The organism is Bradyrhizobium sp. dw_411, from assembly GCF_018449695.1.
Classification (GTDB): Bacteria; Pseudomonadota; Alphaproteobacteria; order Rhizobiales; family Xanthobacteraceae; genus Bradyrhizobium.
This window is the reverse complement of the sequence record NZ_JAAVUY010000009.1, coordinates 310,564-335,659: the sequence shown is the minus strand read 5'-3', so window position 1 is coordinate 335,659 and position 25,096 is coordinate 310,564. Positions and strand designations below refer to the sequence as shown.

The window sequence follows — 25,096 nt, the reverse complement described above, 5'->3', positions numbered from 1 at the left end:
CAGGAGCGGCGTCTTCGCCGCGTCTCGAAGGATGGAGCCAGTGAGAAGCGCCCTAAGCGAGGGCCGCGTCGGTCAGCGGCGACAGTGCCGTGGTGCTTGCGACCGTGCGCACGATCATCGGTACGGTGCGGCCGCGGATTTCGACTTCCTGCTGCGGCAGGTCTTCGGCCGAAACGCCGGCCGTCTTGTACACTTCTTCCGACACCACGGCTTCACAGCCGAGCGCCTTGGTCATGTCTTGCAGCCGTGCGGCGACATTGACGGCGTCGCCGAGGGCGGTGAACACCATGTGATCGCGGTAGCCGATGTCGCCGACGATCACTTCGCCGCCGTGAATGCCGACGCCGAAGCGGATCGGCTCGCGCAAATCATGTTTGAGAAACCGATTGAGCTCCGCGACATTGGCGCCGATCATGGCGGCGGCCTTGATGGCCTGGCGGCAGGCGGTTTGCTTTGACGTCCGAAGCCCGAACAGGGCCAATTGCCCGTCGCCGAGAAACTGATTGGGCTGGCCGCCGCATTCGATCACGGCCTGCGATACCGCGCCGAGGAAGCGGTTGACGATGAAGACGGTATCGAACGGCAGGCGGTTTTCCGCGAGCTTGGTGGAACTGCGCATGTCGACGAACATGCTGACGAGATAACGCTCCTCGCCGATCCGCGAGGGCGATGAATGGCTGCCGTCCGCGGCGGTATGCGGCAGGAAGATCTGGAAGAACGATAGATCGTTCTCCGGCCGCAACTGGCAGGCGAGGCGGATCGCCGGATCGGCGTTGCTGCCGACGCGGTCGAGGATGAAGGCCTCCCGCTGCGACGGCTCCGGCAGCGCGGTGCAGTCTCCGATCACGCGAATGCGGCAGGTCGAGCAGCGGGCGCGCCCGCCGCAGACGCTGGCATGCGGAACTCTGTGCCGCAGGCTCGCCTCCAGGATGCTGAGCCCCTTAGGCACCCGAATTGTCCGGCCGTTACCATAGGACAGTGTGATGGTGCCGCCGCGTCGCTCGTGCAGCGCGCGCACCCCTCTGGCTGCCAGGGCCAATCCGATCAGGCCGAAATAGCCGGCCAGGAAACGTGCCATGATGCTGTCGAGGGTGTTCGCTTCAACTGGGGTAGGGACGTTGCGCTGCGAAAGATTTTGCGCCCGCCAGTCGGCGCTGGCGCTGTCCCGGATCACGGTCCGGCCGCCCTGATAGAGACCGAGCATCGCCAGCGTCGGCAACAACACCGCCGCGGCCAGTAAAAATGGTGCAGTGCGTTGGAAGAACGCTTTCATCCGCAGCCAGAAATAAAGCCCGATGCAGCCGTGAATCCAGGCCACGACAAAGAGCGCCAACAGCAGCCACATTTTGGGCTGCGCGACCACCCAGTCCGCGTAAAACACCTGCGGATACAGCCTCTCCGTCCCGAACAGCATATGGGCCAGCCGAACCCCGACCACATGGGCAGCCGCCAGTACCGGGATGCTCAATCCGAGCAGCAGCTGCAGCGGCTCCATGGCCTTCCAGCTGAATTGCCGGCGCTGGTAGAGCGCCCAGATCCCCAGACCGCCGTGAACCAGTATGGCGCCGTAAAATACGATCGCGACCGGCGGAAACTGCCAGAACAGGATGTGGTAATGAACACCAACGGCAAGCGCATCCAGCGAAACATTGCCGAGCGCATGGTTGAGGAAATGACTGATCAGATAGGCAAACAACACCAGCCCGCATACCAGGCGAATCTGCCGGGCGCTGACGCCGCGCAAGAACTTTTCTAATTGGGCCCAGGTTAACGTCATGCCGGTTCGGTGATGCGATTCCATCGGATAATACAATAGACCACGAGTGTAGGGTTTAATTCCGTGAACGACCACCTTTCCTCGCCAGATCTTTCTTCGTCGTGTATTTCCTCGCTCTATCCGGGGCGATTGAATTTTGCCTCAAGTTGACACCACCGGACGAGTCGAGGACAAAGCCGCGTGACGATTGCTTCGCCCGATTGCAGCCTCCCCAAGCCGGATCGTTCTGAGCCGGACAGTTCGGCGCTTCGGCCATTGCTTGCCGTGGCCGCGCTGATCGTGGCGCTGACGGCGCTGCGGCTGACCTATGCCAGCCTGATCGATCTGCGCACCGACGAGGCCTATTACTGGACCTGGTCGAAGGAGAATGTGCTCTCCTTCCTCGATCACCCGCCGATGATCGCCTGGTTCATCCGGTTCGGCACCGCGATCTTCGGCGATACCAATCTCGGGGTCCGCTTTGCCGGCATCCTGGCGATGCTGGTCATGCAATTGCTGCTCGCCGACATCGTGCGCCGCGTCACGCATGATTGGCGCGCGGTGATCGTCGTCGTGCTGTTGCCGGAAGCCGCACTCTATTACGGCCTGCTGATGGCCAAGGTGTCGCCCGACGTCGCGATGATCCCGTTCGCCACCGCGATGGTGTGGGCCCTGATCCGGCTTTGGGAAAGCCAGGATGCACGCTGGTGGCTGGCCGCGGGCGCATTCGGTGGGCTGGCGCTGTTGTCGAAATTCACCGCCGTGATGTTGATCCCGGCCGTACTGGCATTTGCGCTGGTGCCGGACTGGCGGGAGCGCTGGCTGCGCAGCCCCTATCCCTGGGCAGCGGCGCTGATCGCGGCCGCGCTGTTCTCGCCGGTGCTGATCTGGAATGCCGGGCACGATTGGGCGTCGTTCCGATTCCAGTTCGTGCGCGCGACCGCGACCCATGGATGGTCGCTGCGCACCGTCGGCGATTTCATCGGCTTGCAATTTGGGCTGGTCGGATTCATCTCGTTTCCGGTGGTGCTGTCGGCGCTCGTCATCACCGCATCGCGGGGCTATCGTCGGCGCGATGCGGTGGCCATTCTGTTGTCGACCTGCGTGCTCTTGCCGTTTTGCTATTTCTTCTGGCGATCGCTGACGCTGCGGGTCGGCGATACCTGGCCGATGTTCATGTGGCCGATCGGATTTGCCGCAGCCGCGATCAACATCGTCATGCTGCGGCGCGAGGGCCGGACGGGCATGGTCAAATCGGCGGTGTGGTGGTCGGCCGCGGCGATCGTGACCGGCATCGCTTTCGTCGTCGGGGTCTTTGTTTATTATGTCGCGACCCCCTTCAATTTCATCGGCAAGAACGATCCGATCGGCGGCGAAGCGGGTTTCGAGCAGGTCGTGAGCCGGGCCGAGGCCGAACTGCAAAAGACCGGCGCGACCTGGATCGCGACCACGGACTACCGGACCTACGCGATGCTGCGGTGGTTTTTCGCAGGCCGTGTGCCGGTGATCCAGATCAACGAGCGCGGACGTTATATCGGGTTTCATGATCCCGGCATGAATCTGATCAAAGGTCATCCCGGGCTTTATGTCGGCCGCGAGCCCGATAATTTCAGCACCAATCCACTCTGGGCTTTCACCACGGCGACCCGGGAGCCGCTCGAACGGGTCGAGCGCAGTTGGCGCGGGATCGTCGCCGATACCTACGCGTTGGAAAAACTGACCGGCTGGACGCCTGAATTGTCACCGCCGCCGGATTCGCCGCTGTATGGCTGGCGCATGCTGGCGGGGGATGTGCAAATGCCGCAGTACGTAGCGGCGTTGTCGTTGCATTGTATATTCGATCTATCCCCGACAACGGTGTGCCCCCTCTCCCCTTGTGGGAGAGGGTTGGGGTGAGGGGTTACGGTCTATCGATAGAGCGTAACCCCTCACCCGAAATTCCCGCTGCGCGCGAATTTCGACCTCTCCCACAAGGGGAGAGGTGAAGAAATTACGCCTGATCCACATCGCGCTTCGTCAACAGATCCTTGGCGAGATCGCCCAGCGCCGGCCGCGGCAGCGCCGTAAAGGGCAGCGGTCGGGTGACGTCGACCGCGGCGAGGCCGAGCCGCGCGGTAAGAAGCCCGTTGAGCACGCCTTCACCGAGCCGCTGCGACAGTTTCGCAGCCAGACCATGGCCGAGCACCTGCTGGATCAGGCTGTCGCTCGCCGCCATGCCGCCGGTGATCGCGACATGCGCGATGACGTGGCGCATCAGCCTGATCATGCCGAGCGCGCCCGGCCGTCCGCCATAGAGCCGCGCCAGTTGCCGGATCAGTCGCAACGACGCCGCGAACACGAACAGCACGTCGATCGCCGCGCGCGGACTGACTGCGGTCACGATCGAGACCCGCTGCGCCGCCGAGGAGATCAGCCGCCGCGCTTCCTGATCGAGCGGCGTCATTAGTTCGCGCTCCGACAGTTTTATCAAATCGGCGCCGTCGATGATGTCGTCGGCGTGACCGAGCAGCGTGGCGCGGGCGCGCGCCAGTTGCGGGTTCTGGTGCGCGATCTTCAGCAGATCTTGCATGATCGCGCGGCTTTCGGGGCGATCATCGCTCAACAGAACCGCTGCGGCGCGCTGATGCAGCTTCTCGATCGCCGCCAGCCGCATCAGTCCGAGCGTTTCGCGCGCAATCACGACAAGCAGCGCCAGCGCGGCGATAAAGGCAAAGCCCAGTCCGAGAATGCCAAGGCTTTCGCTGCGCGCGAACAGATCCTCGATCAGATGCGTGACGCTCAATCCGGTCCCGAGCAGCACGAGACCGGCAGTCGCGCTCCAGAACAGCGTGCCCCAGCGGAATCCCCGCCGCGCCGGCAATAGCGGCGCCTCGATCGGGACCGGCAATAGCGCGGGATCGGCTTCCGGTGTGACGTGAATTGTGCCGCGCGACGGGCGGCTAGTGTCGTCGGGATCCATCACGACCACCCCGGGATCGTCGAGCTTGAAGGTCGCCGGCCGCCGGTGTTGGGGGCGCTCGCTCATTGCAGTTTGTCTCCGATCAGAAATTGGAGGGCGCGGTCAAGGCGGATGTGAGGCAGCGCGGGGCTGTCCGGTCCCTCATGCTCAAGTAGCGGCGGCCGAAACCGCAGGAAGCGAAAATCAGCCTTTTCGGCGCTGGCGCTGGTGAGGCCGCGGAACGCAGCTTCGCTGTTGAATAACAACTCGGGATCGGCAGGGAGATCGCCCGGAAAGGTCGCGACTTCGGTGTTGCCGTCAAAGGTCTCGCCATTGGCCGTTTCACCGGCGGCCGGCGTGCCGAGGATCGACGGCAGTTTGTCGCGTCCGCGCGCGACCATCGCTTCGCGGGTGGCGCGGATCGCGGCCAGCGCGACGACGTCGATCTCGGCGCCGCCGTCCTCGGCGCGCGCGACGGCCTTGGCGACCGCGCGGCGTAATATCGCCTCGAGCCGATCATGGCTCTGGTGATGCAGATGGTCGGCCTTGGTCGCGGCAAACAAGATGCGGTCGATCTTTGGCCGGAACAGCGCGCTGAGCAGCGTGCCGCGGCCGATCCGGAAGCAATCCAGAATCCCCGCCAGCGCCGCTTCGAGATCGGCCAGCGCTTCCGGCCCGGCATTGAACGCCGAGAGCGCATCGACCAGCACGATCTGGCGATCGAGCCGCGCGAAATGGTCCCGGAAAAAGGGTCGCACCACGACATCCTTGTAGGCCTCGTAACGCCGGACCATCATCGCCCACAGCGACCCCTCCGGTGCCTCGCGCTGATCGGGCAGATCGAGCGGCGCAAAGGTCAGCGCGGGTGAGCCTGCGAGATTGCCCGGCATCAGGAAACGGCCCGGCGGCAACAGGCTCATCGCAAAACGCTCATCGCGGCAGGCGCGCAAATAATCCGTGAACAGCCGCGCCGATGAGAGTGCGGCCTGTTCGTCAGCGGATCCTTCGGCATTAAGCGTCGCCAGATACGCGTGCCACGGGGCCGCGAGCCGGTCGCGTGGCACTTCGCGCGACAATGCCAAAGCTTCCTTGGACCATTGCTCGTAGGTCTTGTTGAGCAGCGGCAGATCGAGCAGCCATTCGCCGGGATAGTCGACGATGTCGAGCGTCAATGTGCGGTCTGCGCCGTTGTGGCGCTGATAGTCGATCACCAGCCGCAATTCGCTGATATCGACCGTCGAGTTTGGCCAGCGGCGCTCGTCGATCAAGGTGCGGACATGGCTCTCATAATTGAAGCGTGGCACGGCATCATCGGGCTGCGGCGCAAGCCGGGCGCGGGCGATTCGCCCCGAAGCGAAGGCTTCGAACACCGGAAAGCGGCCGCCGCGGGTGAGGCCATGAATGAGGGCCGTGATGAAGACGGTCTTGCCGGCGCGTGACAATCCGGTGACGCCAAGCCGCACCGTCGGATTGAAAAGACTGTCGCCATAATCCCGCAACGCCTGCGCCGACAGGCGCGCTTCCTCGACAATATCGGAAAAACTAAAGGCCATGCGGCGTGAAAAGCCCGGGTTGCGGAGGCAATCGGCGAAAGAACAGCTTGAAAATGGCTATTTCCTAAGCAAAATCAAGTTTCACACTTAGGACGCTATTGAGGTTTTATGGTTCATTGACGCTCTGGCGTTACGCTTTCCGCCGTTTTAATGCTTATTCGAGCCGCCATGACCGTCTTCCGATTGAAACAACTTGCCTCGACATCGGCCCACGCGGCGGCTGGCGCGATCCGCTGGAATTACGACCGCGCTGAGTTGATCGCCGATGGCATCGTGCACGGGATCGGCGTGCTGAGCGGCCTGATCGCCGCGACCGTGCTGATCGTGCTGGCGGCCGTGTTCGCCTCCACCTATGAAGTGGTCTCGGTGTCGGTCTATGCATTTGGCCTGCTGGCGATGCTCGGATTTTCAGCGGCCTATAATCTGTGGCCGGTGTCGCGCCGCAAATGGCTGCTGCGGCGTTTCGATCATTCCGCGATCTACATCCTGATCGCCGCGACCTATACGCCGGTGTTCGCCCAGTTGCAGGACCGCGTGTTCGCGATGTCGCTGCTGGCCGGAGTCTGGAGCGTGGCCGCGGTCGGGATCGTGCTGAAGCTGTTTTTCCCCGGCCGCTTCGACCGGATTTCCGTCGGGCTTTATCTCGCGATGGGCTGGAGCGGATTGATCGCCTATGATGCGGGCCTGTCGTCGCTGCCGCAGCTCGCGATCTGGTTCATCGTTGCAGGCGGCCTGTTCTATAGTTTCGGCGTTTTCTTCCATGCCTGGCAGCGGCTTCGGTTTCAGAACGTGATCTGGCACAGCTTTGTGCTGCTCGGCGCCGCCTGTCATTATACCGCGGTGCTGGACCTGATTCTGGTCTGAGATTGATTTCTTAAAAACGGGTTTGCGATGCAGGTCAGTGACAAAATCGTGGTTGTCACCGGCGGCGCCAACGGCATCGGCCGCGCGCTGTGCGAGGCCTTTCACCGTGCCGGCGCTGCCAAGGTCGTGGTCGCCGATCTCGATCTCGCCGGCGCGCAAGCGGTCGCTGCTTCGGTCGATGGCGCCGCCTTCAGATGCGATGTCGGGCGTGAAGAAGACATCCGCCATGTCATCGAGCAAACCGAAGCGCAATTCGGTCCCATCGCGTTGTTTTGCTCCAATGCCGGGATCGGCGGTGGGTTCGATCCGATGTCGGTGAATGCCGGCGGCGTCAACGACGAGCCCTGGGCGAAGAGCTGGGCGATCCACGTCATGGCGCATGTCTACGCCGCGCGGCATCTGATCCCGCGCATGAAGGCGCGCGGCGGCGGCTATTTTCTCAATACGATTTCGGCAGCGGGATTGCTGTCGCAGGTCGGAAGCCCGGCCTATTCGACCACCAAACATGCAGCGGTTGGATTTGCCGAGAGTCTGGCGATCTCGCACAAGGCTGACGGCATCAAGGTGTCGATCCTGTGTCCGCAGGGCGTCGACACCGACATGCTGCGGTCGATTCCCAAGGGTCCGCAATCCGGCGACGGCGACCTTTCGCCCGAACAAGTCGCACAGGATGCGCTGGCCGGACTGGAACAGGAAACGTTTGTGATTTTGCCGCATCCCCAGGTCGCGGGTTACATGCGCAAGAAAACCGAGAATTACGACCGCTGGATCGCAGGCATGGCGAAGATCCAGGCGAAGATGCGCGAAGGGTATGGGAAGTAGTCTTTCGTCATTCCGGGGCGTGTCGAAGACACGAACCCGGAATCTCGAGATTCTATGATGTGCAATTGCACATCATAGTTCGATGCTTCGCATCGCCCCGGAATGACGGTGTAAATCGGAAAGCGTAGCCCGGATGAGCGCAGCGACATCCGGGAAAAAACGCGATCAAGCCCCGGATGTCGCTTCGCTCATCCGGGCTACATATGCCTACTTCTTCTGCGCATAAAGCAGCGGCACCGACGAGTCCACGATCACCTCGATCAAACTCACGCCGTCATGCGCCAGCCCGCGCTTCAGCGTATCCGCCAGCTCCGACGCCTTGGTGACGCGCACCGCGTCGCAGCCGAGGCCTTTCGCGATCTGCACGAAATCGATACCGGGCAGTTCGAGGCCGGGGACATTGCGCACCTGCATCACCTGGCTGAACGAGCGCATCGCGCCGTAGCCGGCGTTGTTGATCACCACGATGGTCAGCGGCAGCTTGCGTTGCGCGGCGGTCCATAGCGCCTGGATCGAATACATCGCAGAGCCGTCGCCGATCAGGCAGACGGTGCGCACGCCGGGGCGTCCCAGCGCGATGCCGACAGCGGCCGGCAGGCTGAAACCGAGGCCGCCGCTCGCCATGGTGTAAAAACTGTCCTGCCCGCGCATCGGCATGAATTTCTGCATCGCGGGACGATGCGAGGGCGCTTCCTCTACCACCACGGCGCCGTCAGGCATCGCGGCTGCGAGCGTGTGCAACAGAAACTCAACCGGGATCGGATCGCCCGCGACCGGCGCGGGCGGCAGGATGCGGGCTTTGGGCGGCGTGCGTTTTGTCTGTGGCAACAAATCCAGCAACATCGTCAGCGCCGGCTTCATGGTCGCGATGATACTGGCGCCGACGGGCGTCGCCGCGGCCGCGGTCGGGTCATCAGTGATCTGGAAGATCGTGGTTGAGCCATCGAAGATCGAGGCGTGGCCCTCGACGTGGAAGGTAAACACCGGCGCGCCGATCACGACGACCAGATCGTAGTCGCGCAGCGCATCTGAAAGCTGCGCTGGTGAAGCGTGCAGGAACCCTGAGAATTGCGGATGCCGTTCGGGAAAACTGCAGCGTGACGAAAACGGACTGACCCACACCGCAGCCTTGGTCTTTTCGGCGACGCGCGCCATCAACTCGACCGCGCCGGCGCGATCGACGCCGGGGCCGATCACAAGGGCCGGGCGCTCGCTTGTTGCGAGCGCCGCGGCCAGCGCCTTCATCGCATCGGGATCGGGACTGGTTTCCCGGCTGACGTGCCGTGCTTCGAGTGGCTGGGTCTGATGTGTCCAGTCGTCGATCGGCACCGACACGAAGGTCGGCCCGCACGGGGGCTGCATTGCGACGTAATAAGCCCGCGCGATCGCGGCCGGAACATCTTCGGCGCGCGCCGGCTCGACCGAGAATTTGACGTAAGGCCGCGGAAATTCGGAAGCGCGCTCGGCATAGAGAAACGCCTGCAACGGCAGGATGCTGCGCGCCTGCTGGCCCGCCGTGATCACCAGCGGGGTCTGGTTGCGGTGCGCGGTGTAGACATTACCCAGCGCGTTGCCGACGCCGGCGGCGGAATGCAAATTGACGAAGCCGGCATTGCGGGTGGCCTGGGCATAGCCATCGGCCATTCCGATCACGGAGGCTTCCTGCAGGCCCAGTACGTAATCGATATCGTCGGGCCAGTCGCTCAGGAACGGCAATTCGGTCGAGCCTGGATTGCCGAATACTTTCTTGATGCCGAACGCGCGGAGCAGATTGAGCGTGGCGTCTTTGACGGTGATGGGAGTGGTGGGTTTGCGGGACAATGCCGTGACCTCAAATGGTTCCCGTCGTTGCGAGCCAACGGGTCGCGCGAATGCGCGCCCGATGATAAACTCCACGAAGCAATCCATACTTCCTGCGCGGATAGGTGGATTGCTTCGTCGCTACGCTCCTCGCAATGACGCCAAATAACTCGTAATAACGTCAGATAAAGCTCACCAAACGGCGTTGGCCTTCATCGTCGGCTGCCCCGCCGAATTCGCTGTCCATAGATCCATGCCGGCATCGGTCTTGTTGGCGTTGATGCTGAACTCGCTACCTTCGAACAACGGCTGCACGCCGCGATAGCCGAATTTCTTCGGCGGTTTTCCGCCGTTCAGCTTGGCGCCGAATTCCACCATGAAGGCGGCCTGCATCGGGCCGTGGAAGATCAGGCCGGGATAGCCTTCGACCTTGGTGACGTATTCGCGGTCGTAATGGATGCGATGGCCGTTAAACGTGAGCGCCGAATAGCGAAACAGCAAAACAGAGTCGGCCATGTGGGTTTCGCGATGCTGCGCGACCGGCGGCGGCGCAGGTGCTTTGGCGGGTGCCGCAGGCGCGGGCGATACGTCGCGATAGACGATGTCCTGCCGCTCGCGGATCGCAATGCCGCGCGGGGTCGTGATGGTGTGATCGACCGAGACAAAACATAACACGCCGGTGCTGCCGGTCTTCATCGTGACGTCCGAAATGCGCGAGACGCGTGTCACCTCGTCGCCGACGCGCAGGGCTTCCAGGATTTCCAGCTCGCCGCCGGCCCACATCCGGCGCGGCAGCGGCACCGGCGGCAGGAAACCGCCGCGCGCGGGATGGCCGTCGGGGCCGAGCTCCGCCATCGGAAACACCGGCTGTCCGAGGCACCAATGCGTCGTGAATGGCGAGGCGTCGCCCGCTTTGGGATCGCCGATGTCCATGAACAAAGTCGCACGCAAGCCGCGCACCAATTGCGCGGTGACGACGTCAGAGGCTTCGCTGGTGCGGCCGATCCATTGGCGCAGATGGTCGAGATCGGGTTTGTCGATCATGAGGATTTCGCCTTCGCAGAGGAAGCTTTGGCAGGAGCTTTGGCAATGCTCGGCTGCTCGCCGATTTTAGGCACGGCGCCGTAATGACGCGGCTGGTCGAAGACAATGGCGGCGGGCGCGGGATAGCTCACCGGACCGTTCGGCGTATGCACCTCGATTCGGCGCAGATGTGGATGGACGGCGAGATCGGCCATGCTGTTGACCTCGGCGAACGCAATGTCGGCCTCCGCCAGTCGCTTCAGCAGGTCGACGCGCATCATCGATGCAAAGCTTTTGCCGACCGTGCTGTCGGTCAGCTCGCGGTTACGGACGCGCTCGACCATGTTGGCAAACCTGGGATCGTTCGGCAGATCGGGTTGGCCCAGCACGTCGGCGCATAATTTCTTCCATTCGCGTTCGCTCTGGATCGAAATCAGGATGTCCTTGCCGTCCTTCGATCGAAACACGCCATACGGCGCGATCGAGGGATGGGCGAGGCCCATCCGCTTCGGCGGGTTGCCGGCTTCGGCATTGAGCAGCGGCACGGTGAGCCAATCTGCCATCACGTCGAACATCGAAATCCGGATATCCGCGCCCTTGCCGTTGCGCGAACGCGCTATCAACGCCTCGAGGATGGCGGCGTGTGCAGTGGCGCCGGTGGCGACATCGACGATCGACACGCCGACGCGCGAGGGACCTTCCGGGCCGCCGGTGATCGAGGCGAGGCCGCTTTCGGCCTGGATCAGGAGATCATAGGCCTTGCGGTCGGCGTAGGGGCCGTCATCGCCATAGCCCGAAATGGTGCAGGTGATCAGCGCCGGATAATCCTGTTTCAGGCGCTCCAGCGGAAAGCCCAATTTGTCCATCGAGCCGGGCTTGAGATTCTGCAGCAGCACGTCGGCGCCGGCGATCAGCTTCTCAAGACCGGCGCGGCCTTCTTTGGTGGCGAGGTCGATCACCACGGAATCCTTGCCGCGGTTGAGCCAGACGAAATAGCTGCTCTGGCCCTTGGCGGCAGCGTCATAGCCGCGCGCGAAATCGCCCTCGGGTCGCTCCACCTTGATGACATGGGCGCCGGCATCGGCCAGCCGCGAGCTGCAGAAGGGTGCGGCGACCGCCTGTTCGACGGCTATGACGGTCAGTCCCTCAAGTGGCAGCATGTTCGATTCTCAGTAGGAGCGGGGCATGCCCAGCACATGCTCGGCGAGATATGACAGGATGAGATTGGTCGAGATCGGCGCGACCTGATAGAGCCGGGTTTCGCGGAACTTGCGCTCGACATCATATTCTTCCGCAAAACCAAATCCGCCATGGGTCTGCACGCAGGCATTGGCGGCTTCCCAAGAGGCATCGGCGGCCAGCATCTTGGCCATGTTGGCCTCTGCGCCGCAATCGATTCCAGCCTCATATTTGCGGGTGGCTTCCTTCACCATCAATTCGGCAGCGCGCATCGACGCATAGGCCTTGGCGATCGGAAACTGGATGCCTTGGTTCTGGCCGATCGGCCGGCCGAACACTGAGCGTTCCTTGGCGTAGTTCGAAGCCTTGGCGATGAACCATTTGGCATCGCCGACGCATTCCGCCGCGATCAAAATCCGCTCGGCATTCATGCCGGAGAGGATGTAGCGGAAGCCCTTGCCTTCCTCGCCGATCAGGTTTTCGGCGGGCACCCGCAGATCCGTGAAGAACACTTCTGTGGTGGCGTGGTTCATCATGGTGCGGATCGGGCTGATCGACAGGCCCTTGCCCTTCGCTTCTTTCATGTCGACGATGAACACCGATAGGCCCTCGGTGCGCTTCTTGATCTGCTCCTTCGGCGTGGTGCGCGCCAAGAGGATCATCAGGTCGGAATGTTCGGCGCGGCTGGTCCAGATTTTCTGGCCGTTGACGATATAGCTGTCATTGCCTTCGCGCTTGGCAAAGGTCTTCAGCGACGTCGTATCGGTGCCGCTGGTCGGCTCGGTGACGCCAAAGGCCTGCAGCCGCAATTCGCCGCTGGCGACTTTCGGCAGCCATTGCGCTTTTTGCGCCTCGCTGCCGTGCCGCAGCAGCGTGCCCATGGTGTACATCTGGGCGTGGCAGCCGCCGCCATTGCAGCCGGCGCGCTGGATCTCTTCGAGGATCGCGGCCGCGGCCGACAGTTTCAGCCCTGCGCCGCCATATTCCTCGGGGATCAGAACCGAGAGGTAACCGGCTTCCGTCAGCGCATCGACAAAGGCCTTGGGGTAGGCCATCTCGCGATCGAGTTTGCGCCAGTATTCACCGGGAAACTGCGCGCAGAGCTTGGCCACCGCGTCGCGGATCTCGGCATGTTCGTCTTGTTGGTCTTGAACTGTTTCGGTCATCGGTACTCGGCTGGCAGATCGAGGGCGCGCATGGTGGCGCTACAGAAGGCGCAGGCACGGCCCAAAAAGCGGCCTTGCCCGCCCGCGATATCTGCACGGCGGGCAGGCAAAGCGCAAGCGCGCGTGGCGTCACGCTGGAATGCGAACCGGCAGGGACTCGATGCCCCGTACGAAGCTGGAATAGACCCGCTTCGGCTCGCCCACCACCTCGATCCGGTCAAAGCGCTTGAGCATCTCCTGCCAGACGATCTTGAGCTGCAATTCGGCGAGCCGCATGCCGACGCAGCGGTGGATGCCGAAGCCGAACGACAGATGGATGCGGGGCCGGGCGCGATCGATGATGAACTCATCGGGATTCTCGATCACCTCGTCGTCGCGGTTGCCCGAGACGTACCACATCACGACGCGGTCGCCCTTCCTGATCTGCTTGCCGCCCAATTCAGTATCGACCAGCGCGGTGCGCCGCATGTGCGCCAGCGGCGTCTGCCAGCGGATGACTTCCGGCACCATGGTGTCGATCAGATCAGGATTGTCGCGCAGCTTCTGGTACTGGTCGGGGTTCTCGTTCAACGCCAGTACCGAACCGCTCATGGTGTTGCGGGTGGTGTCATTGCCGCCGACAATCAACAGGATGATGTTGCCCATCAGATTATCCGGGTCCATGTGCCTTGTGGCGTCGTTGTGCGCCATCATCGAAATCAGGTCGTTGCGCGGCTCGGCATTGACGCGTTCGTTCCAGAGTTTGGAAAAATAAGCTGCGCATTCGTCCATTTCGGCACGGCGCTGCTCTTCGGATTCGACGATCATGCTTTTCGGCAGCGCGGTCGATACATCGGACCAGCGCGTCAGCTTGCGGCGCTCTTCCCAGGGGAAGTCAAACAGCGTCGCCAGCATCTGCGTGGTGAGCTCGATCGATACCCGGTCGACGAAATCGAAGGTCTCGTTGCGCGGCAGCGTGTCGAGCACCTTGCCGGCGCGCTCGCGGATCAGGACGGCCAACTCATCGAGATGCGCCGGCGTGAACATCGGCGAGACGGTCTTGCGCTGCGAAGAATGCCGCGGCTGATCCATCGCGATGAAGCTCGGCCAGTCGTAACCCGGCGGCACGTCACGGATCGAGATGCCGCCGAGGCTGACGTCGGAGGAGAAGATGCCGTGATTGGTGTCGACATGCATGATATCGTTGTATTTGGTCACAGACCAATAGGGTTCGATCGGCGCGCTGGTGCAGTAATGCACCGGTTCTTCCTTGCGCAGCCGCTCGAAATACGGCCACAGCGTATCGCTGCGAAACAGTTGCGGCGCGCCGGGATGGAAATCCTTCAGCGGCATTGCATAGGCCGCTTCACGCGCGGCGCGTTGCAGTTCGCGCTTGTCCGATAGAACCGATGCCTGAATGTTCATGATGGACCAATCCCGTCTCAGCCGGCGATGCGAACCGGCAGCGTCTCATAGCCTTTGACGAAACTCGAATATACCCGCCGGGGTTCACCGACCACTTCAATATTGTCGAAACGTTTTAAGATTTCTTCCCAGATGATCTTCAATTGCAGTTCCGCCAGCCGGATGCCGACACAGCGGTGAATGCCGAAGCCGAACGACAAATGCGTGCGAGGCCGCGCCCGGTCGATGATGAATTCATAGGGGCGATCGATGATTTCCTCGTCGCGGTTGCCCGAAACGTACCACATCACGATCTTGTCGCCCTTCTTGAATTCCTTGCCGCGGAATTTGATGTCTTCAAGCGCGGTGCGTCTCATATGCGCCAGCGGCGTCTGCCAGCGAATCACTTCGGGCACGAAGCTGTCAATCAGAGCGGGATTATCGCGCAGCCTTTGGTACTGGCCGGGATTTTTGCTGAGCGCATAGAGACTGCCCGACAGGGTATTGCGCGTGGTGTCGTTGCCGCCGACGATCAACAGAACAAGATTGCCGAGGAAATTTCTCGGGTCCATATCGCGCGTGGCGTCGCTGTGCGCCATCATCGACAGCAGATCGCTCTTCGGCGGCTGCTTGATGCGCTCGTTCCAGAGCCGGGTGAAATAGATCGCGCATTCCATCAACTCGGCCTGCCGCGCTTCTTCGGTCGGGACCAGGCCGTCGGGGCCGGGAAGCGTGGTGGCGATGTCGGACCAGCGCGTCAGCTTGCGGCGGTCTTCCCAGGGAAAATCGAACAGCACCGCGAGCATCTGCGTGGTCAGTTCGATCGAGACCTGATCGACCCAGTCGAATATTTCGTTCTTGGGCAGATTGTCGAGGCATTCGGCCGAGCGCTGGCGGATATTGATTGCGAGCTGATCCAGATGCGTCGGCGTGAACATCGGCGCCACGGTCTTGCGCTGCGCGCTGTGGCGCGGCTGATCCATCGCAATGAAACTTTCGCGGCGCAGATCGGAGGGGATATCGCGGATCGTGATGCCGCCGAGCGTCGCGGCCGACGAGAACACCGCGTGATTGGTCTCGATCTCCATGATGTCGTTGTATTTGGTAACAGACCAATACGGCCCGAACATGCTGTCCCTGCAGTAATGCACCGGATCTTCGCGGCGCAGCCGGTCGAAATACGGCCAGAACGTATCGGAACGAAACAGCTCGGGATTGCCGGGATCGAATTGATCGAGCGGAAGCGCATACGCGCGCTCGCGCGCATCCTGTTGCTCTCGATCTCCGGCGTGATCGACAGTCCCGTGCATCGGCGGCCTCCCTGGTGGCGCTGTCCACGGTTGGTTCCGCAGGTCGTATTGTCTTAATTACATCCCGTTGCGTGCGTCGGGGCAAGGGAGAGTTTTCCCATAGGCTGGCATGCCAGACCCGGCTACAGCCACCCGGCGGATGGCCCTTCTCAGCCGTTCCGGCCCGTGACAAGCTTGGTTTCAACGAATAAGCCTATAAGCGCGACGAGCGCGCACTATTACGGAGGCCGCCAGACCATGATTCCCAACGCGCATCGGATGTTCAATTTCGATCTCGGCGAGACCGCGGATGCGATCCGCGAGACCGTGCATGATTTCTCGAGCCACGAGATCGCGCCGCGCGCCGCAGAAATCGACAAGAGCAACCAGTTTCCGCGCGATCTGTGGCCGAAAATCGGCGCGCTTGGTCTCCATGGGATTACGGTCGAGGAAGAATATGGCGGCTCGGGGCTCGGCTATCTCGAGCATTGCATCGCGATGGAGGAAATCTCGCGTGCGTCGGCCGCGGTCGGTCTGTCCTACGGCGCGCACTCGAATCTTTGCATCAATCAGCTCCGACGTAACGGCAACGATGCACAGAAGCGCAAATACCTGCCCAAGCTGATTTCCGGCGAGCATGTCGGCGCGCTGGCGATGTCCGAGCCCGGCTCCGGTTCCGACGTGGTGTCGATGTCGACCCGCGCCGAGAAAAAGGGCGATCGTTACATCCTTAACGGCAACAAGATGTGGATCACCAATGGTCCGATCGCGGAAACATTGGTTGTCTATGCCAAGACCGATCCCGCCGCGGGGCCGCGCGGCATCACGGCCTTCATCATCGAAAAGGGCATGAAGGGATTTTCCACCGCGCAGAAGCTCGACAAGATGGGCATGCGCGGCTCCGACACGGCCGAACTGGTGTTCGAGGATTGCGAAGTGCCGGCGGAAAACGTGCTCGGCGAAGTTGGCCGCGGCGTCAACGTGCTGATGTCCGGTCTCGACTATGAGCGTTCGGTGCTCGCCGCAGGCCCGCTCGGGATCATGCAGGCCTGTCTCGATGTGGTGCTGCCCTATGTGCATGAGCGCAAGCAGTTCGGCCAGCCGATCGGGACTTTCCAACTGGTGCAGGGCAAGATCGCCGACATGTACACCACGATGAACGCGTCACGGGCCTATGTGTATGCGGTGGCGAAAGCCTGCGACCGCGGCGAGACCACGCGCGAGGATGCGGCCGGTGCCATTTTGTACGCGTCCGAAAAAGCGACCCAATGCGCGCTGGATGCAATCCAGTTGCTCGGCGGCAACGGCTACATCAACGACTATCCGACCGCGCGCCTGTTGCGCGACGCCAAGCTCTACGAGATCGGCGCCGGCACTAGCGAAATCCGCCGCATGCTGATCGGGCGCGAGCTGTTCGAGAAGTCGGCGTAGGAGCGGGCTCCTTGGTCGTCATGGCCGGGACAAGCCCGGCCATGACGATTTGAGCTAATGTAGCCCGGATGAGCGAAGCGATATCCGGGGCCGGCGTTGAAATCTGTTCCCGGATGTCGCTTCGCTCATCCGGGCTACGAAATCACTCCGCCAATCCATTCACCTTGCGCACAAACGCGCGGACATCGGGGAGCACTTCGGGCAATACTGCCTTTACTTCCTCGACATTCATGCCGGCTTTGACACGCGGGTCGTAGAGGATGTTGAGCAGATACTGATCGTAGATATCGAAAAATCCCATCGAGACCTGGTCGTTGAACATGGTCCAGGGCACCGAATTGGTATCGTTGATCGGCCCCAGCGACTGCAGCAGTTCCTCATAGGTGCAGTCGAGGAACGTAAAGTCACCCTTGTCGACAGTGAGGATCACGTCGGAGTGCTCGATCTCGGAGCGCTCGTTCTTGCGGAATCCAGAGAGGCATTGCGGGTCGAGTGAGTTTTTGATCTCGCGGGCGCGCGCTTCGCCGTAGAAGCGCCGGACGGTCGGAATGAGATCGCGGTCGCGCACCAGCGTGACGACGATGCTGGCGTCGTCGATGGTCGGGGCCATCGCGATGTCGAGATGCTGGATTCGCCGGCCGATATCGGCAACGACTTTTGCCAGTTGCGCCTTGCGATCCGGACGGTTGGCGCCGGCTGCGAACACCCGCACCGGCCCATCATATCTCCGGATGCGGTCGACCCGGCCTGCGAGATGGAATTCCGCGCCGAACGCGGTCTTGAAAAATCCGTCGATGATTTCGCTGTCGGTGAAGGTTTTTTGCTCTGCGCGCTGGCGGGCGGCGATGGCGGGGTTTTCGGCGGAGAATGCTGGTGGACCTGCGCTGGCGAAGATGATCACGGCGAGGGCGAGAGTCATTATGCGCAAATGTAACAACATCGTCGTCCCTGCGCACGCAGGGACCCATACGCCGCGGCGGTTGTTTTGAAGGACGCTGTTTGACGGCTTTCGCGCGATAACTAAAGCCTGTGGTTATGGGTCCCTGCGTTCGCAGGGACGACGGCCGTGTGTTGTTGGCTCTGCCGGGTCACAATTCCCGAAACCGCGCGCCTAATTCTTCACAATCACCGTCGTGCCGACCGAGACGCGGTTATAGAGATCCTGCACGTCTTCATTGGTCATGCGGAAGCAGCCCGAGGATACCGCCTGGCCGATCGTCTCCGGCTCGTTGGAGCCGTGGATACGATAGAGCGTCGAGCCCAGATACATCGCGCGGGCGCCGAGCGGGTTGTTGATGCCGCCTTCCATGTAGCGCGGCAGATCGGGCCGCCGCGCCCGCATCTGCGAGGGCGGGGTCCAGCTCGGCCATTCTCTTTTGGCGGTGATGCGATGGACGCCGGACCAGCGGAAGCCGTCGCGGCCGACGCCGATGCCATAGCGCAGCGCCGCGCCATTGCCCTGCACCAGATAAAGCCGCCGCTCGGCGGTGTTGATCACGATGGTGCCGGGGGCGTAGCGGCCGTCGAAACTGACCATGGTGCGCTGGATCGGCCCCGAGCCGCTATAGCCGAAATTGGAACCGCCGCCGAAGAAGAAGTCGTTGTTCTGGGCGCTGGAGGGGCCAATACCGGCCAGCCATGTCGCCGCTACCAGGAGGAAAGCCAAAATCCGGATCATTTTCGCGCCCCGCAAAAAATTGTCGCGCCTAAAAGGGCCATAACCGGCCCGGTTTCGCAAGCAACGAGCGTGTGAATGGTTATTTTTGGATGCGGCGGTTGGCGAAGTTATATTGTCATCAAAAATTGAAATTCGTCATTCCGGGGCGATGCGGAGCATCGAGCCCGGAATCTCGAGATTCCCCGGTGTGCAATTGCACACCTGAGGTCTGGTCCTTCGGACCATCCCGGAATGACGGTACAGGTTGCATCGCCCCGGAATGACGGAGCCTTAGCCCACACCGCCAATTAAGCCAAATACCAGCAATGCCGGCGCGCCCTTTGACGAAATGCGCTAGGAATGATTGATCTGCGCGGAGTTCTGTTAAAACGCGCGAACGGGAGTGGAATAATGAACGGTGCGGAAAGTCTGGTGCGGACCCTGGTTGCGGGCGGGGTTGACGTCTGCTTCGCCAATCCCGGCACTTCCGAGATGCATTTCGTCGCCGCGCTGGACCGGGTCGAGGGTATGCGCTGCGTGCTCGGCCTGTTCGAGGGCGTGGTGACGGGGGCGGCGGACGGCTATTTCCGCATGAAGGGAACCCCGGCCTCGACGCTGCTGCATCTGGGGCCCGGTCTTGCCAATGGCCTTGCCAATCTGCACAACGCCAAGAAGGCCAATTCCGGCATCGTCAACATCGTCGGCCAGCATGCCGTCTACCACATCGGATTCAATGCGCCGCTGACCTCCGACATCGAAGGCCTGGCGCGGCCGATGTCGGCCTGGGTGCGGACCTCGCCGGATTCCAAATCCGTCGCCAGGGACGGCGCCGCCGCGATCGCCGCGGCCAAAAGCGCCCCGCCGCAGATCGCGACCTTGATCCTGCCGGCCGATACCGCCTGGAACGAGGCCGACGGCATCGCCCAGGTCCCGGTGGAGCAGCAGCGTGCGAGCTATTCGTCGCAGGCCGTCGATAACGCGGCCAAGGTGCTCAAGGGCGGCGCGCAGACATTATTGCTGATGACCGGTAACGCGCTGACCGAGCAGGGGCTGGCGCTGGCCGCGCAAATCGCGGGCAAGACCGGCTGCAAGGTGATGGGCCAGACCTATAATCCGAAGATGGCGCGTGGGCGCGGGCGGTTTTCGATCGACCGGATTCCCTATGTGATCGAACTGGCGCTGCCGATCCTGAAGGATTTCAAGCATATCGTTCTGGTCGAGGCCAACGATCCCGTGGCGTTCTTTGCCTATCCGAACAAGCCGAGCATGCTCAAGCCTGAAGGCTGCGAAGTGCATCGCATGACCGCCGGCGGCGAGAACTCGGTCGCGGCGCTGGAAGCATTGGCTTCCGCACTCGGCGCCAAGCCTTCGGATGCGAAGCCGCAGGCGTTGGTCGAACTGGCAAAACCGACCGGCGCCCTGACCCACGCCTCGATCGCGCAGGCGATCGCGATGGCGATCCCGGAAAACGCCATCATGGTCGATGAATCCATCACGACAGGGCGCGGCTTCTTTCCGCCGACCGCCGCCGCCAATCCGCATGACTGGCTGCAGAACATGGGCGGCTCGATCGGCTTTTCGCCGCCGGTTTCGACCGGCGCCGCGGTGGCCTGTCCCGATCGTAAAGTGATCTGCATGGTCGGCGACGGCAGCGCGATGTACACGCTGCAATCGCTGTGGACCCAGGCCCGCGAAGGCCTCAACGTGCTGACCATCGTGTTCGCCAACCGGATCTATCAGATCCTGCGCGGCGAATTCGACGGCGTCGGCGCCGGCGAACCGGGCCAGCGCGCGATGGACATGCTCAAGATCGACAACCCGACGCTCGACTGGGTCGCGCTCGCCAAGGGCATGGGCGTTTCCGGCCGCTCGGTCACGTCAGCCGACGAATTCAACACGGCGCTGGCCGAAGCGGTGGCGGAGCAGGGGCCGAGGTTGATTGAAGTGCGGATGTGAGGATGGGCGGCGAGTAGGCGTGTAATGTGAGCCGTCATTCCGGGGCGATGCGAAGCATCGAACCCGGAATCTCGAGATTCCGGGTTCATCGCTGCGCGATGCCCCGGAATGACAGAGGAGACAGCATGCAAATCGAGATGCAGGCCGAACTGGACAGACTCGTCAGCGCGTTGCGGGAGTTCTACGCACATGAATCCTTTTTGTTCGAGAAGGATCTCGGCGAGCGCGCGCTGACGCACCGGCTGGCGGTGTATGTCGAGCGGCATTTCCCGGGCTGGGAGGTCGATTGCGATTACGACCGCCTCGGCGAACGCACGCTGCGGATGCCGAAAGCCTCGATCGTCTCGACCGACGATCATCTCGGTAAGTCGATCTACCCTGATATCGTCGTGCATCGCCGCGCGGTTCCCGACAATCTGCTCGCGGTCGAAGTACGCAAGGCCAGCAATCATCAGCCGCCCGAGCACGACCAGCACAAGTTGTGCGCATTGACGGATCCATATCTTTGGTTTGCCTACCGGATCGGGGTCGGTCTGACGCTCGCGAAAAACACTGTCACATCGGACGTGTATGTAGGCGGCATGCGCGACGACACGCTGTCCGGCTGGTTGTTCCAGCGGCTCAAGGATGCCGATTTGGACGGGGTAAGAAGCGCGTAGGCGGTACTGGATTAAAGTTAGCTTAATTGTCGTGACGTAAGTGTGAGCCCACACCTGCGGCAATACTGGAATCAGAACGATGTCCGGCGATCTCTTCGGCGACATGGATGTGGAGTATGCAACGTCCATTGCCGACAGGGCGATCCGGTCGATGTCGCAGCAATTCGTGCCGGTCACGCCGGGGAATTTCTCGGTCTGGTTCGACTATGCGATGGGCACCTCGCCGGCGCTGCGCAAGACCATCGATATCCTGATCGGCAACAAGCGCACCTTCGATGCCTCGGTCAATCGCGAACTCTATGCGACCTTTGTCAAACCGCATGCCGGCTCGGACACGACGGGTGATTTTCCGGACCAACTGCAAGGCGTGATCTCCAGCGCGAAAGAATTTCTGGCGACCGCGATCTCCGATAATCGCACCCAGATCGAGGCGCTCGACGCGGTCACGTCGCAGGTTCACGCCAACGACGATCCGCGCCCGATTATCGAGCGATTGGTGGCGGAACTCGCGCGCGTCAATGAGCGGGCCACGGCGCTGGAGACCAATTTTATCGAGACCACCCAGGAACTCGACAGGATTCGCGACTCGCTGAGAGCCGCCGAAGAACGCTCGAACACCGATGCGCTGACAGGGCTCGCCAACCGGCGTTCGATGGACGAGTTCTTCCGTTCGGCCCAGATTGCCGCGATGGAAAAGGACGCGTCGCTCAGTATTTTGATGATCGATATCGATCACTTCAAGAAATTCAACGACACCTGGGGTCATCAGGTCGGCGACCAGGTGCTCCGGCTGGTCGCAAAAGTGTTGCAGGATATCGTCGGCGAAGTCGGGCTTGCGGCGCGCTATGGCGGCGAAGAACTGATCGGTGTGCTCCCGGGTTTCGATCTCGCGGCCTGCACCGAACTTGCCGAACACATTCGCCTGCGCATTTCCGAAGCGCGCCTGACGAGGCGCACCACCGGGCAGGCGATCTCCAGCGTCACGGTTTCCATCGGCGTCGCGCAATTCCGGCTCGCCGAATCCGCCGAGGCGATGATCGAGCGCTGCGACCGCGGCCTCTATGAAGCCAAGCGCCTCGGGCGCAACCGCACCATCACGGAAGCCGACATCGAAGGCGAGACCGTAAAGAACGATACCGCCGCCGCGTGATCCGCAAATCCGTAAGGTGGGTTAGGCGAAGCCGTAACCCACCGCGACGCGTCGTCGCTGAGGCAGATGGTGGGCACGCTGACGCTTTGCCCACCCTACGCTGGTGAACCCTGCGCCTGCTATTTGGGCACCGTGAATTGTCGTCGCTGCAATCGTTTGTCGCAAACGTCCGACGTGCGCCATCGCACGCACACATCGCCGAAAAACCCGTTAACAACATTCACGCCGGCTTCAATTGAACGTGTACTGAGCGTTATAACCAATGACATTCAATTCAACTGAATGAATTTCAATTTAATGGCTTTGCTGCGTTGCGAAGTCTATTTCAATGCTCAAGAACAGCGGCTGAAAACGCCGACACGAGCCCCCCGAGCTGAACAAAACATGCGGACATATCCAAAAGATATGCCCGTGTGCTCAGCGAGGACGATCCCGGGACATTGCCAGATGTCCCGGGATCATTTCGTTTTAGAACGGTTCTTTTTAGAGCGGCTCTTCTTGGAACGGTTCTCTGCTCGATGGCGAAAGACGCCGTCAGGTGCTCGTGCGATTTCCACACAACGACTGCATCATCGAGTGAGTGGCTATCGCGCGGAGCTCAGCTTGAGCAATGCGTGTCGCACGAGATCGAGGACTTCGCCGTAGTCGCGGGCTTCGGTCTGCCGAAACAGGCGGGTTGTCGGATACCAGGGGGAATCCTCGCGATCGAGCAGCCAGCGCCAATCCGGCACATAGGGCAGCAGAATCCAGGTCGGACAGCCCATCGCGCCGGCAAGATGGGCGACGCTGGTGTCGACCGTGATGACGAGATCGAGGCAAGCGACCAACGCCGCGGTCTCCACGAAATCGGTGAGATGAGCCGTCAGGTCGATGATGTCAGTGCGTTGAAGCACGGCCCTGTCGTCGGGCCTCGGGTCTTTTTGCAGGCTCACAAAGGTCGCATCGATGTCGAGAAGGCACGACAACATTTGCAGCGGCAGCGACCGGTTTTGATCGTCTGCGTGCTTGGGGTTGCCGGACCAGACGAAGCCGACGCGCAATTTGTCGTGGGGACCAAGGCGTTCCTGCCAGATTTGGACGCGCTTGTCGTCTGGCAGCGGCAGGTAGCGCGCGGCGGATGGAATCGTATCGAGCTGCGTTTCGAACGCGGCCGGCAGACTGCAGATCGGGCAATACATGTCGAATGCCGGCAGTTGGCTTGCCGATTTCGGAAGGCATTCCGAAACGCCTGAAAGCCCGGACAGCAGAGGATGCAGCGCGTCCTGAACCACAAGAATGACGCGCGCGCCACGTTCTGCGAGCAACGGAACGTAGCGCACGAATTGAATTGTATCGCCCAACCCTTCGTCCGCATAGATCAGGACGGTTTTCCCCTCGACGGCTTGTTTGCCGAGCCAGATCGGCTTCGAGAATTTCAGGTAGGCGATCGGAAGGCCGGGAACATTCCAGCGCGCCTCACGCCCGATCCAGCCGTCCTGAAAATTGCCGATCATCAACTGGAGCTGGGCAATAAAATAGGGCGTCAGTGCATCATCCGGCTTGATCTCACATAGGCGCCGGTTGACCGCTATGGCTTCTTCGAAACGGTGCAGTTGAATAAGCAACGCAGCCTTGCTTTGCAGGACAGGAACAGAGTCCGGCCGGATTTCGAGCGCCCGGTCGTACCATTGCAGGGCTTCTTCCTGCCGGTTGGGCAACCCCCGCAAGATCTCGCCCATATTGCCGCGCGTCTCGGCATTATCAGGATCGAGCGCGTGCGCTCGCCGGTTGATCACCAGCGCTTCCTCCAGCCGCTTCAGACCGAGCAGCGATAATGCACGCATCTGCAGCGTCAGCGCGTGGTCGGGCTGCAATTCGTCGCACAGGTCGAAGTACTTCAACGCCTCCTCGAACCGTTTCCGGTTGTAGAGAAGATGCCCGATTTTGAAGGCTGCACCGCGGTGCTGCGGATTGAGCTTGATGACATGCTCGAACGTCAGCAGCGCGTCATCCGGGCGATCTAGCCTCAGCAGCGTACTGCCGAGATTGCTCCACAACTCGGCATCGTCTGGCTTGAGCTGTATGGCTTTGTCGAAGGCCTTGAGGGCCTCTTCGTGGCGCTCCTGGCGCAGCAGCATGGTCCCCAAATTGCCGAGATATTGCGGTTTGGGATCGCTCCTGATAGCGCGGGTCATCCATTCCACGGCCAGATCATGTTGCCCGGCCCGATGGGAAAGAAGCCCCATCAAACCCAGGGTATCCGCATGTGAACTGTTGATGGCGAGGACCCGTTCGCAGCAGATCTGCGCGTCGAGATACCGTCCCGCCTGCATGTGGCCAAGGGCTGTCTCATAGAACCCGAAAAGCGCGTCGGGGTTTTCGGCGCCCATGTCGACGGGGCTTGTCGTTGGCTTTCCGGGGGCTGCCCGATGGTCGTGGGGGGTCATCGGTGCTTTCAACGCTCGAAGCTGTCGTCAACCTATAGGCGATT

19 protein-coding genes are annotated in these 25,096 nt (G+C 61.8%); 7 read left to right on the top strand and 12 right to left on the bottom strand.

Annotated elements, in window-relative coordinates; translation table 11 throughout:
* Window positions 1-52: 52 nt before the first annotated feature.
* The gene (locus tag HB676_RS18070; RefSeq protein WP_213739185.1) at window positions 53-1,777 is read right to left on the bottom strand and encodes an adenylate/guanylate cyclase domain-containing protein; all 1,725 of its coding nucleotides are present in this window, start codon (window positions 1,775-1,777) and stop codon (window positions 53-55) included.
* Between the two features lie 255 nt (window positions 1,778-2,032).
* Here HB676_RS18070 and HB676_RS18065 point away from each other — a divergent pair, with 255 nt between their 5' ends.
* Window positions 2,033-3,652: a glycosyltransferase family 39 protein gene (locus HB676_RS18065; RefSeq protein WP_213739211.1), complete on the top strand. Its 1,620-nt coding sequence runs from the start codon at window positions 2,033-2,035 to the stop codon at window positions 3,650-3,652.
* A gap of 94 nt (window positions 3,653-3,746) precedes the next feature.
* Here the strand turns inward: HB676_RS18065 and HB676_RS18060 are convergent, their stop codons facing one another.
* Together HB676_RS18060 and HB676_RS18055 are read right to left on the bottom strand one after the other, a co-directional pair.
* Window positions 3,747-4,781 (bottom strand): TIGR01620 family protein, encoded by a 1,035-nt coding sequence (locus HB676_RS18060; protein ID WP_213739184.1) that lies wholly within the window; start codon window positions 4,779-4,781, stop codon window positions 3,747-3,749.
* Entirely contained in the window at window positions 4,778-6,247 is a 1,470-nt protein-coding gene (locus HB676_RS18055; RefSeq protein ID WP_213739183.1) for a YcjX family protein, read from the bottom strand. The genes HB676_RS18060 and HB676_RS18055 overlap by 4 nt, the downstream gene beginning before the upstream one ends.
* Window positions 6,248-6,415: 168 nt before the next feature.
* Here HB676_RS18055 and HB676_RS18050 point away from each other — a divergent pair, with 168 nt between their 5' ends.
* Window positions 6,416-7,111 carry a hemolysin III family protein gene (locus HB676_RS18050; RefSeq protein WP_213739182.1) on the top strand — a complete coding sequence of 232 codons (696 nt, stop codon included), beginning with the start codon at window positions 6,416-6,418 and terminating at the stop codon, window positions 7,109-7,111.
* A 27-nt stretch (window positions 7,112-7,138) separates the two neighbouring features.
* Window positions 7,139-7,933, top strand: a complete 795-nt coding sequence (locus HB676_RS18045) for an SDR family oxidoreductase (protein ID WP_213739181.1) — start codon at window positions 7,139-7,141, stop codon at window positions 7,931-7,933.
* A gap of 207 nt (window positions 7,934-8,140) precedes the next feature.
* On the opposite strand, the gene mdlC is transcribed toward HB676_RS18045, so the two are convergent.
* From mdlC to HB676_RS18015, 6 genes are all read right to left on the bottom strand, one after another.
* Window positions 8,141-9,754: a benzoylformate decarboxylase gene (gene mdlC, locus HB676_RS18040; RefSeq protein WP_249780308.1), complete on the bottom strand. Its 1,614-nt coding sequence runs from the start codon at window positions 9,752-9,754 to the stop codon at window positions 8,141-8,143.
* A gap of 171 nt (window positions 9,755-9,925) precedes the next feature.
* On the bottom strand, window positions 9,926-10,777 hold the full coding sequence (locus HB676_RS18035) for a MaoC family dehydratase N-terminal domain-containing protein (RefSeq protein WP_213739179.1): 852 nt from the start codon (window positions 10,775-10,777) through the stop codon (window positions 9,926-9,928).
* Window positions 10,774-11,916, bottom strand: coding sequence for a CaiB/BaiF CoA-transferase family protein (locus tag HB676_RS18030; RefSeq protein WP_213739178.1), 1,143 nt, complete (start codon window positions 11,914-11,916; stop codon window positions 10,774-10,776). The genes HB676_RS18035 and HB676_RS18030 overlap by 4 nt, the downstream gene beginning before the upstream one ends.
* A gap of 9 nt (window positions 11,917-11,925) precedes the next feature.
* Window positions 11,926-13,101 carry an acyl-CoA dehydrogenase family protein gene (locus tag HB676_RS18025; RefSeq protein WP_213739177.1) on the bottom strand — a complete coding sequence of 392 codons (1,176 nt, stop codon included), beginning with the start codon at window positions 13,099-13,101 and terminating at the stop codon, window positions 11,926-11,928.
* A gap of 129 nt (window positions 13,102-13,230) precedes the next feature.
* Window positions 13,231-14,505: a cytochrome P450 gene (locus HB676_RS18020; protein ID WP_213739176.1), complete on the bottom strand. Its 1,275-nt coding sequence runs from the start codon at window positions 14,503-14,505 to the stop codon at window positions 13,231-13,233.
* A 17-nt stretch (window positions 14,506-14,522) separates the two neighbouring features.
* Window positions 14,523-15,794 carry a cytochrome P450 gene (locus HB676_RS18015; protein ID WP_213739175.1) on the bottom strand — a complete coding sequence of 424 codons (1,272 nt, stop codon included), beginning with the start codon at window positions 15,792-15,794 and terminating at the stop codon, window positions 14,523-14,525.
* A 237-nt stretch (window positions 15,795-16,031) separates the two neighbouring features.
* On the opposite strand from HB676_RS18015, the gene HB676_RS18010 reads away from it, so the two are divergent.
* Window positions 16,032-17,204 (top strand): isovaleryl-CoA dehydrogenase, encoded by a 1,173-nt coding sequence (locus tag HB676_RS18010; RefSeq protein WP_213739174.1) that lies wholly within the window; start codon window positions 16,032-16,034, stop codon window positions 17,202-17,204.
* Between the two features lie 142 nt (window positions 17,205-17,346).
* Here the strand turns inward: HB676_RS18010 and HB676_RS18005 are convergent, their stop codons facing one another.
* On the bottom strand, window positions 17,347-18,123 hold the full coding sequence (locus HB676_RS18005) for a DUF2927 domain-containing protein (RefSeq protein WP_249780307.1): 777 nt from the start codon (window positions 18,121-18,123) through the stop codon (window positions 17,347-17,349).
* Window positions 18,124-18,315: 192 nt separating this feature from the next.
* The gene (locus HB676_RS18000) at window positions 18,316-18,882 is read right to left on the bottom strand and encodes a L,D-transpeptidase (protein ID WP_213739172.1); all 567 of its coding nucleotides are present in this window, start codon (window positions 18,880-18,882) and stop codon (window positions 18,316-18,318) included.
* A gap of 390 nt (window positions 18,883-19,272) precedes the next feature.
* Between HB676_RS18000 and HB676_RS17995 the strand changes: the two genes are divergently transcribed.
* From HB676_RS17995 to HB676_RS17985, 3 genes are all read left to right on the top strand, one after another.
* Window positions 19,273-20,817 carry an acetolactate synthase large subunit gene (locus HB676_RS17995; protein ID WP_213739171.1) on the top strand — a complete coding sequence of 515 codons (1,545 nt, stop codon included), beginning with the start codon at window positions 19,273-19,275 and terminating at the stop codon, window positions 20,815-20,817.
* A 137-nt stretch (window positions 20,818-20,954) separates the two neighbouring features.
* Window positions 20,955-21,476: a hypothetical protein gene (locus HB676_RS17990; RefSeq protein WP_213739210.1), complete on the top strand. Its 522-nt coding sequence runs from the start codon at window positions 20,955-20,957 to the stop codon at window positions 21,474-21,476.
* Between the two features lie 151 nt (window positions 21,477-21,627).
* Window positions 21,628-22,626, top strand: a complete 999-nt coding sequence (locus HB676_RS17985) for a GGDEF domain-containing protein (protein ID WP_213739209.1) — start codon at window positions 21,628-21,630, stop codon at window positions 22,624-22,626.
* A 584-nt stretch (window positions 22,627-23,210) separates the two neighbouring features.
* Here the strand turns inward: HB676_RS17985 and HB676_RS17980 are convergent.
* The gene (locus HB676_RS17980; RefSeq protein ID WP_249780306.1) at window positions 23,211-25,052 is read right to left on the bottom strand and encodes a tetratricopeptide repeat protein; all 1,842 of its coding nucleotides are present in this window, start codon (window positions 25,050-25,052) and stop codon (window positions 23,211-23,213) included.
* Window positions 25,053-25,096 lie beyond the last annotated feature (44 nt).